At 54.8% G+C, this 15,112-nt stretch carries 8 protein-coding genes; 2 read left to right on the top strand and 6 right to left on the bottom strand.

Annotated features, from left to right (window positions below):
* Window positions 1-514 precede the first annotated feature (514 nt).
* Window positions 515-2,848 (bottom strand): aerobic respiration two-component sensor histidine kinase ArcB, encoded by a 2,334-nt coding sequence (gene arcB, locus HFD95_RS13255; protein ID WP_010251930.1) that lies wholly within the window; start codon window positions 2,846-2,848, stop codon window positions 515-517.
* Between the two features lie 889 nt (window positions 2,849-3,737).
* Between arcB and HFD95_RS13250 the strand changes: the two genes are divergently transcribed.
* Both HFD95_RS13250 and HFD95_RS13245 read left to right on the top strand, forming a co-directional pair.
* Window positions 3,738-9,269, top strand: coding sequence for a glutamate synthase-related protein (locus tag HFD95_RS13250; RefSeq protein WP_010251932.1), 5,532 nt, complete (start codon window positions 3,738-3,740; stop codon window positions 9,267-9,269).
* A gap of 185 nt (window positions 9,270-9,454) precedes the next feature.
* Complete coding sequence (locus tag HFD95_RS13245) at window positions 9,455-11,212, top strand: sulfite reductase subunit alpha (RefSeq protein ID WP_167430336.1); 1,758 nt, start codon at window positions 9,455-9,457, stop codon at window positions 11,210-11,212.
* 111 nt (window positions 11,213-11,323) lie between these two features.
* Here HFD95_RS13245 and sspB read toward each other — a convergent pair whose 3' ends face one another.
* The 5 genes from sspB to zapE form a co-directional block, all read right to left on the bottom strand.
* On the bottom strand, window positions 11,324-11,809 hold the full coding sequence (sspB, locus tag HFD95_RS13240; protein ID WP_010251939.1) for a ClpXP protease specificity-enhancing factor: 486 nt from the start codon (window positions 11,807-11,809) through the stop codon (window positions 11,324-11,326).
* 3 nt (window positions 11,810-11,812) lie between these two features.
* Window positions 11,813-12,454, bottom strand: a complete 642-nt coding sequence (gene sspA / locus HFD95_RS13235; protein ID WP_009092481.1) for a stringent starvation protein SspA — start codon at window positions 12,452-12,454, stop codon at window positions 11,813-11,815.
* Between the two features lie 331 nt (window positions 12,455-12,785).
* On the bottom strand, window positions 12,786-13,178 hold the full coding sequence (gene rpsI, locus HFD95_RS13230) for a 30S ribosomal protein S9 (protein WP_008925401.1): 393 nt from the start codon (window positions 13,176-13,178) through the stop codon (window positions 12,786-12,788).
* Between the two features lie 15 nt (window positions 13,179-13,193).
* Entirely contained in the window at window positions 13,194-13,622 is a 429-nt protein-coding gene (gene rplM / locus HFD95_RS13225; RefSeq protein WP_008925400.1) for a 50S ribosomal protein L13, read from the bottom strand.
* Between the two features lie 227 nt (window positions 13,623-13,849).
* A complete protein-coding gene (gene zapE / locus HFD95_RS13220; RefSeq protein WP_010672014.1) occupies window positions 13,850-14,977 on the bottom strand; it encodes a cell division protein ZapE in 1,128 nt (375 codons plus the stop codon).
* Window positions 14,978-15,112: the final 135 nt, after the last annotated feature.

The following is a 15,112-nucleotide window of genomic DNA, read 5'->3' as shown; positions in this document are numbered from 1 at the left end:
TGGCACTATTTCCTTCCAGTAATAACCCTGATAGCAGAACGACAGAAGGACAAACTTTTAGATTCTTTTTTATCATTCCAAATCGTTTTGGATAATTCGTGTCATTTCAGGCAGCGCGCTTGCAATATCAGCGCGTTAGCCTCACTCAAAAGGCAAATGTTAACGGCGGCTCACTTTGGTGCTGCTCAGCCTCAGTTTCCCTGCCCGGCAGCATTAAAACTACACGAAAAAGCGTAAAACTGATTAAAATAGCAGCAACACAGCACAGAAATTAATTCCTTACTTGACTGTGTTGCCAAATTAATGTTTTCTGTATTTAAACGCTGCTCAATATCACAAATTTTAATGAATCTTGTCGCATGAGAAGATGAATTTGCTAAGGTGATGACAGTGTTAACCAATACCCTGCGGCTGCATTAATTATTCAAATCATAGCGGCCGCAATGATTTCCCTGGTGTTGGCGCAGTATTTCGCGCACCCCGGCCTCGGCTGGGGTCATTTTTTTCCGGGGTATCACTTATCCTGCTCTGCCACCCAGTCGCGTAATACCTGCACATCGTGTCGCCATTCATGCTTCAGCTCATCAATCCATTCACCCACATTGTCCCACCACGCCGGTAACTCCGGACTCTGAATCTGTTTCGCCAGCATCTGCAAACGCTGCAGCCCGACCGAACCCGCCGCCCCTTTGATTTTGTGTCCCTCTTCAGCAATGCCTTTCTGATCGCGCGCCATCAGATTCGACTCCAGCACCGCAAGGTAGTCCGGCATCATCTTTTCAAACATCGTCAGGCTTTGGGTAATAAGGCTGGGACCAACCAGCTCGATATACTGTTCGAGCATCGCGACATCCAGCAGCATCCGGGTTTTGTCATCGCTGACATCAGCGATCTCCTCTTCCGGTTCTGCCTGATAATCCCAGTACTTTTTAATCATCGCAGTGAGTGCCGGCACTGCCAGCGGTTTGCTGAGCACGTCATCCATTCCCGCGTCGAAGTACTCTTTTTTGTCTTTGAGAACATTGGCGGTAAGAGCAACCAGCGGGGGCAGATGCGTTCCCTGGTACTGCTGGCGAATCGCACGTGAGACATCCAGCCCGGTCATATCGGGCAGCTGAATGTCCAGCAGCACCAGGTCAAACTCCAGCGGGTCAAACATCGCCAGCGCCTCACTGCCGGTCATGGCGACTTCCACACTGCAGCCCAGCTTCTCCAGTACCGAGCGCGCGACAATCACATTAAGCTCAATATCTTCAACCAGCAGCACGTGCAGCGCAGGCAGTGGCAGGCTGTCGTCCACGCCTTCATCCTCCACCTCTTCAGCAATGCGTGGCGCTTTAATCTCTACGGTGAAGCAGGAACCCTGTCCCGGCGCACTGTGCACCCGGATATCACCGCCCATCGCCTGCGCCAGGCGGCGTGATACTGCCAGCCCGATGCCGGTACCGGTAGCCGGTTTACCGCCATGCTGATCTTTGACCTGATAATACATAGCGAAGATCTTGTCCTGCTCCTCCTGACGGATACCCATGCCGGAGTCCTGCACCTCAAAGCGCAGCGTCTCGTCCTGCTCATAGGTTACCCGCACCACGATCTCGCCCTGCTGGGTGAACTTCACGGCGTTACCAATCAGGTTCCACAGAATCTGGCGCAGACGCGTTCCATCGGTCGAGATCATATGCGGCAGCGGCAGTTGCGGCGCGAGCACAAACTTCAGCCCTTTCGGCTGTGCCAGCAGGCCAGAGAGGTTTTCTAAATCGGCCAGGAAACCGGTGAAGTCGAGCGGCTGATTATCCAGCTGTACTTTACGGCGCTCGATTTTGTCCACCTCAATCACATCATTAAAGATGTTGCCCAGCGTGATGGCGGAGACGTGGATGGTTTTGAGATATTTCAGCTGTTCCTGATTGAGGTCGGTGTCCAGCAGGATGCGGCTCAGGCCGACAATGCCATTAAGCGGCGTACGAAGCTCGTGGCTGATCGTAGAGATAAAGGTGGTCTTCTCCCGGCTGGCGTTCTCTAACGCGTCCTGATAGCGCTTACGTTCGGTTATATCGCGGCCAAAGCCCATCAATCCGCTGCGCTTACCCACGCGGTCGTAGTAAGGCACTTTACGGATCTCGAAGCAGGCTTTGCGTCCGTCGGGATATTGCAGCCACTGTTCATAGGTCAGCGAGACGTTGTGGCGGAACACCTTCTCGTCCGTTTCCAGCACCTTAGTGGCCGCTTCATCATCATAGATATCGCGCGGCGTCAGGCCAATCAGCTGCTTTTCGCTTTTGCCGGTCAGCAGCTCCATTGCACGGTTGCAGCCGGAGAACTGTTTATCGATGTTGCGATAGAACACCAGGTCAGGCGAGGCATCCAGGAAGGAGCGCAGGAAGGAGGATTGCTGTTCCAGCTCAATCTGTGCCTGCTCACGACGCGTTACCTCTTCACGCAGCTTATCCATCACCTGTTCGCGTGCCAGCTCCGCCTTTTTACGATCGCTGATCTCCTGATTCAGCTGCGTAATGGTCTCTTTCATCTGCTGATTGAGTTCCAGATCGCGGGTACGCATCTCTTCCAGCTTATCCACCAGCCGTGCCAGGCGTTGCCGTGACTCCTCCAGCTGATCGACCACCACCGAGAGGAAATAGACCGCCCAGGGCGTGATCAGCAGCCCGAAGAAGACCGAACGCACCACGTCAATACTCTCGACATGGCCCCGCAGTACCATCGTGACCGCCATCTGGACAATCATCGCCAGCACCACCAGCGCAGACGCCAGCAGCAGCGAGAACCTCACCAGTCCAAGCTTCACCATTAAATCAACGTAGTACTGCGCCAACAGACGAATTTGTTTCATAACAACTCCCTGGAAGAGAAACAGCCTCATAATAGCGCAGTTAACCCGCTGCCGTCGCAGCACGTCGCGTGGAGATAAGGGATCAAATGCGCTTTTATGGTGCAGCAGCCTCGCCGATCGGCGACGTTAAGGACAAAGCGGTTAAAACCCTTGACTGACTGTGCCAAATGAATAATCTGTAAGGCCGCCAGCGAATCACCGATTTCTCTGTACGGCCTTTTTTCAATATCCTGGCAGCGTCCTGTTGCACAGGCACACCCTTTTATATGCATAGCCATTCATCTTTAATGCTGTTTTAAGCATGCCCATGCTGATTAATTTTTCTTATAACCAACCGCGGTTTCATTCAAATAACCGGACATAAGAAAAACAGATACATGCTATGCATCATGGGTGCTGAACAGCATTTAATGCTGCTTAACACCCTGTCACCAGCATGGTGCAGAGATCTGACGCCTGCACTACAGTGAGTCAGTTCACATTTATCGGCCTGTCGCCAGGCACCAGAGTGATACATTTTAAACCTTAAAAAGTATTTAATTCATAGACTTAAGCAGTTAAAACGCCTGATAATCCCGTCTGACCGCCCTATTTGACCTGATTACGCTTTCCCGATAAGTTGGAAATCCGCTGAAAGCTTTCCAGACGGGCCATTGTCTCGGCATATCTATGCAACAAGAAGACTCCCGCGTGGTTTAAGTCATCTCCTTTAAGAGACCGGAAATCAGAGAGCAGCTCAATTAAGGACGTTTTACCGATGTCTGGAGAGAAATGCTCAGGGCTATGACGCGCGCTCGACAGAGCATGGCGATGAAAATGATAGCGCCCCCGTTGCGCTCAGACCCTGAAACAGTGCAGGTAATGTCAAAGCAGTTTAAGGAGACCCTCAATGTCCACTAAAAAACCTCAATCCTATGGCTTGTATGATCCGACAGCAGGCAGTGACAGCTGTGGTGTAGGTTTCATTACGCGTAAGGACGGCGAGCAGACCCACGAGATTCTGCAGATGGCGCACAGCGCCCTGTGTACGGTGCCTCACCGCGGCGGCATGTCAGCGGAAGGCGTTGGCGACGGCGCGGGGGTCAACGTTGATCTTTCGCTGCAATTCTTCCGCAAAATTACCGGCCAGCCGCTGGAAGCGGGACGCTTTGGTGTCGGTAACTTCTTTGTGCCGAAAGATGCTGAGCTGCGCGCGAATGCCGAACGTCTGGTGGATGAAACCCTCAGCAGCTTTGGTCTGCCGGTACTTATGAAGCGTGACATGCCGCTCGACAGCAGCGTGACGCGCCCGGCAGCCGCGCAGTTCCAGTTACCGATTCTGCAGTGGATTTTCACTGCGCCACAGGATGTGGTTGATCAGAACGACTTCGAAAAACGCATCTACCGTGCCCTGTTAACCATTGAAGCCCGAGCCTTTACCGAAAGCGAATTTGGCGGCCTCTATCCGCTGTCGCTGTCGTCACGCACGCAGGTATTCAAAGCCCGTCTGAATTCCAATGAGGTGATCCCTTACTTCAAAGATCTGACCGATCCGGATCATCAGGTGCGCGGGCTGTTTTTCCATACCCGCTTCTCCACTAACACCGATCCCCATACCACGATGGCGCAGCCGTTCCGCCTGATGGCGCACAACGGCGAGCTGAACACTGACCGTAAAAACCGCATCGCTGAGTCCGCGCTGGCGCTGGCCCGTGGCAAGACCATCGTGCGGCCTAAAGGCCAGTCCGACAGTTCGCGCCTGGATCAGAGCATCCACAGCCGTCTGATGGAAGATGACCTCGATCTGATCACCGCCGTGGTGTCGATGATGCCGCCCGCCTGGGAAAACGACAGCGCGCTGTCGCCAGAAGTGCGTGACATGCTGGAGTACTTCTCGCTGTATGAAGAGAAGAACGACGGCCCTGCTGCCTTAATCTTTGGTAATGGCGAAGTAATTGGCGCCCGTCTTGATCGTCTGGGTCTGCGTCCACTGCGTTCAGTAGAAACCGCTGACTATATCGGTGCGATGTCGGAAGCGGGCCAGATCGCCTTCCCACCTGAAAGCGTGTTGCGTCGTGGGCGTATCGAAGCGGGCGGTATGCTCTATTTCGATCACCGTGAAAAACGCAGCTATACCACGCTGCAGGCGCTGGAAAAACTGGCCGCAGAGAAAGATTATTCGGCGTTGCTGCGTGAAGCGCGCGTCGGTCTTGACGATCTGCCCGAGATCCCGGCAGAACAACAGGGTTCACCGCTGCGTTATCGTGGCGATCTGAAAACGTATCAGCGCTTTGTTGCCTACTACTACAACCAGGAAAGCTTCAAGTTCATGATGGATCCGATGCTGAATACCGGCGCAGAGAAGATCTCCGCGATGGGTTACGGCAACGCCATCAACGGCTTATCCGATCATGAAGGCGGTATGGCGCACTACTTCTCTCAGCGCTTTGCGCAGGTCACCAACCCGCCGCTGGACTCAATCCGCGAAGTGGATGGCATGACGTTGCGTGTCGCGCTGGGGGCAAAACCCCATCTGGGCCGCAGCAAAGGCCGTCAGATTGTGGTGCCGACCCCGATTCTCAGCCACCTCGATATGCTGCGTTTACGCGAGCAGACTATCGCACCTTATGCCCGCTTTGAGATGCTCTATGAGCCGGTGATCGGCAAAGATCTGCTGAGCACCACCGCGAACGCGAATGCTTTGGAAAAAGCGATTGATGACCTGGCGCAACAGGTGGTTGATTTTGCCCGTACCCAGGGTGGCATCGCCGTACTTACCGATCGCCATATCTCTTCAAAGCACGCCGCGATCCCGATGCTGCTGGTGGTTTCCGCCATCAACCAGCGCCTGATAAAGGAAGGGTTGCGTCTGGATGTTTCTCTGGTGGTTGAAAGCGGCCAGAGCATCTCGTCGCACCACATTGCCGCCACACTTGGCTTTGGAGCGTCAGCTATCTATCCGCTGGGCGTACAGATGCGCGCAGAGGAGAAATTTGGTGAAGGTGAAGAAGGTAACAAAGCCTTTAAGCGCTATGCCAAAGCGGCTGAAAAAGCACTGATGAAAACCATGGGCAAAGTGGGCCTCTGTACCGTTGAGAGCTACAGCAGCGGTGAGTTCTTTGAGCCTAACTTCCTCAACACCGATGATCCGGTGCTGAAAAAGTATTTCCCGAATATCAAAACGCCGGTGGGCGGCGCAGGCTTCGCGACGATCGCGCAGATGGCCGTTGACTGGCACCAGAGCGCACTGAAGATTCAGGGCGAATCTGAAGTTCCGTTGCTGGGCCTGTTCAAAGAGCGTGCAGAAGGCGCAGGTCACTCCTACGGCACCATCGCCGTGCGGACCTTTATCGATATGACCGAAGAACCGATTCGCTTTGCCGACAAAGCGCGCGAAGAGGACAACTTCATCCGCCTGATGACGCTGGCTAAACTGGATAATGCGTTTGGCATCAAGCCAGAGACCTTTAAAGACAGCAGCTTTGAGCGCATCCCGGATGAGGTGATTAATAATTTCGCGATTACTGCTGATTACCGTCAGTTCTCAAGCCTGATGTATGAAGAGCGTAAACGTCGCCCGGCGGCCCTGCGCGACATCCTGACATTCCCGGCTGACCTGACCCACATCGACAGCGAAGCGGAGTTCCGCCGCAAGCTGGGACGCTACTCGCTGACCAACAACGGCTTTGCCATTCGTGGCATGGAGTGTGAAGCGGTAGATGGCAGCCTGAATCACTTTATGCTGCGTCTGACCGATGCGATTGAAGGACTGAAGCCTGAGAGCGAACGCCTGCAGAACCTGTCTCGCGCCCTGAAATCCCGCTTCGGCGACGATATTGAAAGCAGCGAAGTGGTGACTGGCGGTCTGAAAGTGACCGCTTACGGTAAAGCGGCCGATTATCTGTCACGTATCTTCACCACCCTGCCCTCACTGCCACTGAGCGAAGTGCAGCCAGCCTGTGAAATTACCCGTACCTTTGCCTCCGGGGCGATGAGCCACGGTGCGCTGGTGGCTCCCGCTCATGAAGCGGTCGCGCACGGCACCAATATGGTCGGTGGCATGAGTAACTGCGGTGAAGGCGGCGAGCATTACTCCCGTCACGGCACCATTCGTGCCTCACGCATCAAACAGCTGGCTTCGGGCCGTTTTGGCGTCTGGGCTGCCTATCTGGCGGATCCGATGCTGGAAGAGCTGGAGATCAAAATTGGTCAGGGTGCGAAACCTGGCGAAGGCGGTCAGTTACCGGCGGCCAAAGTTACCGTCGAGATTGCTGCCGCGCGTGGCGGTACGCCTGGCGTCGAGCTGGTCTCACCGCCGCCGCATCACGACACCTATTCCATCGAAGATCTGGCGCAGCTGATCCACGACTGCAAAGCCGCGCGGGTGCGCGTTATCGTCAAGCTGGTCTCGTCTGAAGGGATCGGCACCATCGCGGTCGGCGTGGCCAAAGCCGGTGCAGACGTGATTAACGTTGCGGGTAACACCGGCGGTACCGGCGCTGCGTCGGTGACCAGCCTGAAATATACCGGACGCGTGGCTGAAATCGGCATCGCTGAAGTCCACCAGGCGCTGTGCGCCAACGGCCTGCGTGAGAAAGTGCTGCTGCGCTGCTCTGGCGCACAGCAGACCGGCAGCGACGTGGTGAAATCTGCGCTGCTGGGCGGCGACAGCTTTGAGTTCGGTACGACGGCGCTGATGATGCTGAAATGCGTGATGGCGAAGAACTGTAACGTTAAGTGCCCGGCTGGCTTAACCACGAATGCCGAAGCGTTTGATGGCGATCCGCGTCAGCTGGCGCAGTATTTCCTCAACGTGGCGCATGAAGTGCGTGAAATCCTTGCGCGTATGGGCCTGCGCTCCCTGCGTGAGGCACGCGGTCGCTCTGACCTGTTGCACCTGATGGATCACCCGCTGGAAGTGGGCAAGCTCGACTTACGCGCCATGCTTACCGTGGTGCCTGAGCTGAAAATCGACAAGCCGGTTTATCTGGAAAAAGATTTTGAGCTGGATGATGTCTGGATTGAGCAACTGAAGCTGTCGCTGGTGGATCAGGGAAATCCTGACGTCACTCTGGGCAACAACATCGTGCTGAATAACCGAAACAAAAGTGTCGGCGGCCAGCTGGCCATCGATATTGAGCGGATGCTGAACCATCAGCTGAGTTCTGAGCAGCTGCAGGCGATGCCTGCCGTAATGACTGACGACCGCGGTCGTCGTTATCTGGCCCCTGAGAGCGTAAAAATTTCCACCACCGGTTCTGCCGGTCAGTCGTTTGGTGCCTTCTGCAACGATGGCATGCAGCTGACCCATTACGGCACCTGTAACGACGGTGTCGGCAAAGGACAGTGTGGCGGCGAACTGATCGTGATGTCGCCTGGTGGCGGCGCGCAGGATGCCGATGGCAACGTGCTGATTGGTAACTTTGCGCTGTTTGGCGCGACAGGCGGACGTCTGTTCGTGCAGGGCCAGGCCGGTGACCGTTTCGCGGTGCGTAACTCCGGTGCCACCGCCGTGGTTGAAGGCGTCGGTGACTTCTGCTGCGAATATATGACCAACGGTGCCATCCTCAACCTGGGCACCTTCGGTAAAGGATTTGGCAACGGCATGAGCGGCGGCTTCGCCTACCAGTACGACCCCTATGGATCGCTGGCCAGCCATGCTGCCGGTGATTCGGTGCAGTTCGGCTCGATTGCCGATCAGGATGAGATGGCCCAGGTGCACAAGCAGGCGGTGCTGACCATGCTGAACTGGCATCTGGAGGCGACCAAATCACCACGTGCCGCCTGGCTGCTGGAGAACTGGGAAACAGAGTGTCACCACTTTGTTTACGTGATGCCGCGCTCGCTGCTGCTCTATCAGGATGGCGGCGAGATTCTGAAAGCCAAGAGCCGTAAAGATCTGCTCGAAGAGCTGTCGACGGCGCTGGCAGGCCATCAGGTGGCGAAGTTTAAAGCCGCATGGCGTCAGGGTAAAACCATCGCCAACGGTGCCGTACCGGCTTATGGCGCGACCGATACGCTGGAGATGTTTGTCCTGCTGAACAACTACACCGTGCTGAGTTTTGCCCAGCAGCTGGCGCTGGGGAAATTACCGAAAGGCACCCCGGTTGAAGATGCGGCAGTTGAAAAAGCGGTCCGTAATCTGTTGATGACGGAAGACTTTTCGCTGATAAGCAAGCTGCAGCGTCATGCCCGTTCCGCTATCGAGAGCTACAGCGATGATGAACTGGCGAGTCTGATTGGTACCAAACGCATGTCAGATTACAAAGCGGCGCTGACGCAACGTAACATCCGCTCCATGGACAGTCTGGCAACCTATGGCTGGATCATGTATCAGGATGCCTGTAACCGGGAAGTGCTGGGCCACCTGCCTGACTTTGAAGAGCTGTTTGCACGTGCGGCATTGCCGGAAATCGCCGCTGCGGTGGGTAAACTCTCCTGACAGTGATACTGATCAGGCTGAACTGAATATTATTAATTGATCATTGCCCGGATTAATCGTTGTACCGGACAGATGCAGCACCGCTCTCCCCTGTCGCACATGATGCGGCGCGGGAAAGCGGAACCGCTTTCACACCGGACAATGCCACTGATGACGGGCGAGAACGGGATTGAGTAAAAGTACCCATGAAAATTCCTTATATTCCAGAAGATGCACCTTTTAATGGCGATCAGAAGTACTGGCTGGCTGGCTTTCTTGCGGGTCTGCACTCCCGTTTGCTGGTATTAGAAGACAAGCAGCAACCCGCCGCGGGCACAAGCGCAGCCGCGACGACGCAACTGCACATTCTTTATGGCTCACAGACCGGCAATGCTGAAGCACTGGCGCAGACCGCAGCGAAATCTGCGCGCGCTAAAGGTCTGGTGCCGGTGGTTCAGGCGCTGGGCGATGTCGATCTCGACGTATTTGCCACCATGCGCCATGTACTGATCGTCACCTCGACCTATGGCGAAGGTGAAATGCCGGACAACGCGCAGCTGTTCTGGGACGCGATCTCTGCCAGTACCGCACCGCGTCTGGAGCAGATGCATTTCGCCGTGCTGGCGATTGGCGATACCGGCTACGATGGCTTCTGTCAGGCGGGTAAATTCATTGATATGCGTCTTGAGCAGTTGGGCGCGAAACGCGTGGTTGATCGTATCGATTGTGATATCGATTTTGAGGAGCCTTCCAGCGAGTGGCTGAACAGCTCAATGCCACAGTTTGCCGCCAGCGCGGGCAGCAGCGGCACCGTGCTGGAAAGCGCGCCTGAAGCGCCAGTCATTCCAGGCAGCAACAAATCCAATCCATACGCCGCCGCGCTGATCACTAACAAGCGTTTGTCAGGCGAGCAGTCAGCCAAAGATATTCGTCATTTCGAGTTCGACCTGTCTGACAGCGGCCTGAAGTATGAAGCGGGCGATGCGCTGGGCGTAATTCCGGTCAACGAGCCGTCGCTGGTCAGCCTGCTGCTGACCCAGCTTAACGCGGACTACGAGACGCCGGTGCCCGGCTTTGATCGCAGCCTTGGCGACCTGCTGACCTATCAGTTTGAGATCTCAGAGCCGTCACGCAAGTTAATCGAATGGGTCGGGCAGAACACCACCAACCAGGAGCTGCGTCATGTGTTACAGCATGATGATAAGGATGCGCTGGGCGTGTGGCTGTGGGGCAAAGATGCCCTTGACCTGCTGCAGCTTGAGCTGACGCGCACGCTGGCGGTACCCGAGTTTGTCGCGCTGCTGCGTCCGCTGCAGCATCGCGCTTACTCAATTTCATCCAGCTCTAAAGCCCATCCTGACCAGGTGCATCTGACCGTTGCCTCGGTGCGTTATCACAGTGGCGGCCGTAATCGCGGTGGCGTCTGCTCAACCTACCTGGCCGAGCGTGTGCGTCGCGGTGAGAAGCCCGCCATCTTTATCTCACCCAATAAATCGTTCCGCGTGCCTGCCAACAACAGCGCACCGCTGATCATGGTGGGACCAGGTACCGGTATCGCCCCATTCCGTGCTTTCCTGCAGGAGCGCCAGGCAACCGGCGCGCAGGGCAAAAACTGGCTGTTCTTCGGCGATCAGCATCAGGAACATGACTTTATCTATCAGGATGAATTACTTGCCTGGCGCGATAATGGCTTGCTGACGCGTCTGGATCTGGCCTTCTCACGCGATCAGGAGAAGAAAATCTACGTGCAGAGCCGGATGCTTGAACAGGGCGCTGAGTTGTATGCCTGGCTGCAGGAAGGGGCTTACTTCTATGTCTGTGGCGATGCATCGCGTATGGCGAAGGATGTGGATAACGCGCTGTATGAAGTGGTTCGCCAGTTTGGTGGTCTCTCCACCGAGCGCGCTGCTGACTATGTCGATCAGCTGAAGAAAGAGAAGCGCTACCTGCGCGACGTCTATTGATCGCGATGGTCTGCTGAAAAAATCCGGCTTGCGCAGGCAGCCGGATTTTTTTATGGCTGACAGGCAAAAAAATACCCGTCGGATGGACGGGTATTCGCTGTTATGTCACTGCTATTTCACTACGCGCAGTGAAGGTCGTCCACCACGTGGCGGTGGATCGTCATCAGGCGGTGTCTCGTCATCGCTGGCATCGTCAGGACGATCACCATCAATCACCGACATCATAGTCTCTTCCTGACCCTCTGACGCCTCATGCGTGCCCAGCTCGTAAGCCGGTTCCGGTTCAAACATCGTCCCGGCGCCATTTTCACGCGCATAGATTGCCAGAATCGCCGCCATCGGCACGTTAACCTGGCGAGGAACGCCACCAAAGCGGGCGTTGAACGACACCTGATCGTTTGCCAGATCGAGGTTACCGACAGCACGTGGCGCAATGTTCAGGACTATCTGACCATCGCGCGCATACTCCAGCGGCACCTGCACACCCGGCAGATTTATGTCGACCACCAGATGCGGCGTCAGCTGGTTGTCGAGCAACCAGTCATAAAAGGCGCGCAGCAGATAGGGACGACGTGCAGTAAGTTGCGACATTTCCATACGTTAAGCCCGGGCTTGCAGCCGCATTTCACGTTCAGCTTCAGTTAATGAAGCGAGGAAAGAGTCACGCTCAAATACGCGATTCATGTAACCTTTCAGCTCTTTTGAACCTGAGCCGATCAAATCGATACCCATTGACGGCAGACGCCATAACAGCGGAGCCAGATAGCAATCAACCAGGCTGAACTCTTCGCTCATGAAATAAGGCGTACGGCCAAACAGTGGCGCGATAGCCAGCAGCTCTTCACGCAGTTGCTTGCGTGCCGCTTCCGCTTCCTGACCGCTGCTATTCTCTACTTTCCTCATCAGGCTATACCAGTCCTGCTCGATGCGGTGCATCATCAGGCGGCTATCACCACGGGCAACCGGATAAACCGGCATCAGTGGCGGATGCGGGAAGCGCTCATCTAAATATTCCATGATGATGCGTGATTCATACAGCGTCAGCTCACGATCTACCAGCGTCGGTACCGTGCGATACGGATTGAGGTCAATCAGATCCTGCGGCAGGTTATCCATTTCGACCTGCTCGATCTCTACGCTGACACCCTTCTCCGCCAGGACGATACGTACCTGATGGCTGAAAATGTCAGTAGGACCAGAAAACAGCGTCATTACCGAACGTTTGTTGGCAGCGACAGCCATGAAAACCTCCAAGTTTGTTCACAAAAAGATACTGCGAATAGCCAACCACACGGCGACTCACTTGCTTATCGAACTCGCACGCAACCTGGTTAGCTGCGTCACAGATACTGACGCCCCGACAGTGGGGAGGCGCATAACGCACCGGCCTGCGGGCGCAAAGTGACACAGAGTTTACCAGATTTTAGGCTGCTTGTGGGCGTGGAATGAATCTTTGCAGGTAAATTGAGCGCGGCGTTACGGTTTTCGCGGACAGTTTATGGGAAGGCAGAAAATAAAAAACCCGCCGAAGCGGGTTTTTTGAGCCAATTGCCGCAGCCGGAGCTGCAAACAATTAACGCTTGGAGAACTGAGGACGACGACGTGCTTTACGCAGGCCGACTTTCTTACGTTCAACCTGACGCGCATCACGCGTTACGAAGCCAGCTTTACGCAGCTCGCCACGCAGTGATTCGTCGTATTCCATCAGAGCGCGGGTGATACCGTGACGGATCGCACCAGCCTGACCAGAAATACCGCCACCTTTAACAGTGACATAGAGATCGAATTTACCAACCAGGTCCAGCAGCTCAAGCGGCTGACGAACTACCATGCGGGCAGTTTCGCGACCGAAGTACTGTTCCAGAGAACGTTGGTTAATTACGATGTTACCGCTACCCGGCTTAATGAATACGCGAGCGGTAGAGCTTTTGCGGCGACCAGTGCCGTAGTTTTGAGTTTCAGCCATTGCCTTTAATCCCGATTAAATGTCAAGAACTTGCGGTTGCTGTGCCGCATGGGTGTGCTCGTTGCCTGCGTAAACTTTCAGTTTACGGTACATAGCACGACCCAGCGGGCCCTTCGGCAGCATGCCTTTAACCGCGATCTCAATCACACGCTCAGGACGGCGAGCAATCATCTCTTCAAAGGTCGCCTGTTTGATACCACCGATGTGGCCAGTGTGGTGATAGTAGATCTTGTCAGTACGCTTGTTGCCGGTTACAGCAACTTTTTCTGCGTTCAGAACGATGATGTAATCACCCGTATCAACGTGCGGAGTGTATTCCGCTTTATGCTTACCACGCAGACGGCGCGCCAGTTCAGTCGCCAGGCGACCCAAAGTTTTGCCCGTTGCGTCAACTACAAACCAGTCACGTTGGACGGTTTCTGGTTTAGCTGTAAAAGTTTTCATCGAAAAGCTTACCCAAATTAAGTTACACGTTGGTGAAATCCCAAACGCTTAAGTAAACGAATGAGGCTCACACGACCATTTTGACCAGCAAGCCACCCCTTCGGATAGAGTTACTGGAACACAGAGGATTTGGGAAAAAAATCCTTTGCTGTAACGTGGGGTCGCAAGATTATAGAGAAGTCGGTTACAAAAATCGAACCCTATTTCGGTATTTATCCCGATTATTCTCACGGCAGGTGCGGTAAACGCAGATACTCTTCGCTCTGCATCTCCTGAAGTCGGGATAAACAGCGCTGGTATTCAAACTTCAGCCGCGTGCCCTGATAAATCTCGGTCAGTGACGTTTCTGCCGCGACCACCAGCTTCACATGCCGTTCATAGAACTCATCGACCAGTGCGAGGAAACGCCGTGCCTGATCTTCGGTTTTGTAGATCATCACCGGCACGTCATACAGCAGCACACTGTGAAAACGGCGCGACAGCGCAATATAGTCATGCTGGCTGCGCCCTTCGCCACACAGAGTGGTGAAATTAATCGCCAGCACGCCCTCGCTGACGCCCAGCGTCGGCATCTGGCGGTGATTAATTTCCAGAACCGGCGCATCTTCAGGCTGGCTGCCCGACAGTGCTTTAAACATCCGCGCCATTTCAGCGTGCGTCTCTTTGTTCAGCGGAGAGTTCCACAGGTGCGCGGAGGTCAGCGTGCGTAACCGATAGTCGATACCGGCATCCACATTCATCACATCACAATGACGTTTGATCTGCTCGATGGCAGGCAGGAAGCGCGCGCGCTGCAGACCATTACGATAGAGATCATCAGGCGGAATGTTCGAGGTGGCCACCAGCGCAATGCCGCGTTCAAACAGCGCTTCCATCAGCGTGCCCAGCAGCATCGCATCGGTGATATCGGAGACAAAAAATTCATCAAAACAGAGGATATCCGTTTCTGCTTTGAATTTGTCCGCAATAATCAGTAACGGATCGCTCTGCCCCTGAAGCTGCGTCAGCTCTTCATGCACCCGCAGCATAAAGCGGTGGAAGTGCAGACGCAGTTTGCGATCGCCAGGAATAGACTGAAAAAAGAGATCCATGACCCAGGTCTTACCGCGACCGACACCGCCCCACATATAGAGTCCACGTACCGGTTGTGGCGTCTCGTTTTTCTCTTTACCGATCAATTTTGACAGGCGACCCAGCAGGCCGGATGTGGCAGGCGCGGCGGATTGTTGCCGGGCAACCAGCGCCTGCTGCAGCGCGTCTAAACGGGTAATCGCTTCACGTTGTACGTCATCGGGCCTGAATTCGCCCTGCGACAGCGCCTGTTCATAGCGTGCAAGCGGAGTTGAGGTTTGCATTGTTGTTTCAAAGTCCCTGAATGGTGTCTGATTCATACCACGGTTGCTGAAAAAAAGGCCGTTCTACACTAAGCCATGCTGCTCCAGAGTTCCACATCCATAAGATTAACGGGTATAGTGACTATTATTGAAATG

It is taken from the genome of Pantoea sp. EKM10T (genome assembly GCF_011800685.1).
GTDB lineage: Bacteria > Pseudomonadota > Gammaproteobacteria > Enterobacterales > Enterobacteriaceae > Pantoea > Pantoea agglomerans.
Note: the sequence above shows the minus strand (reverse complement) of the source record. Positions and strands in the feature narration are given on the sequence as shown.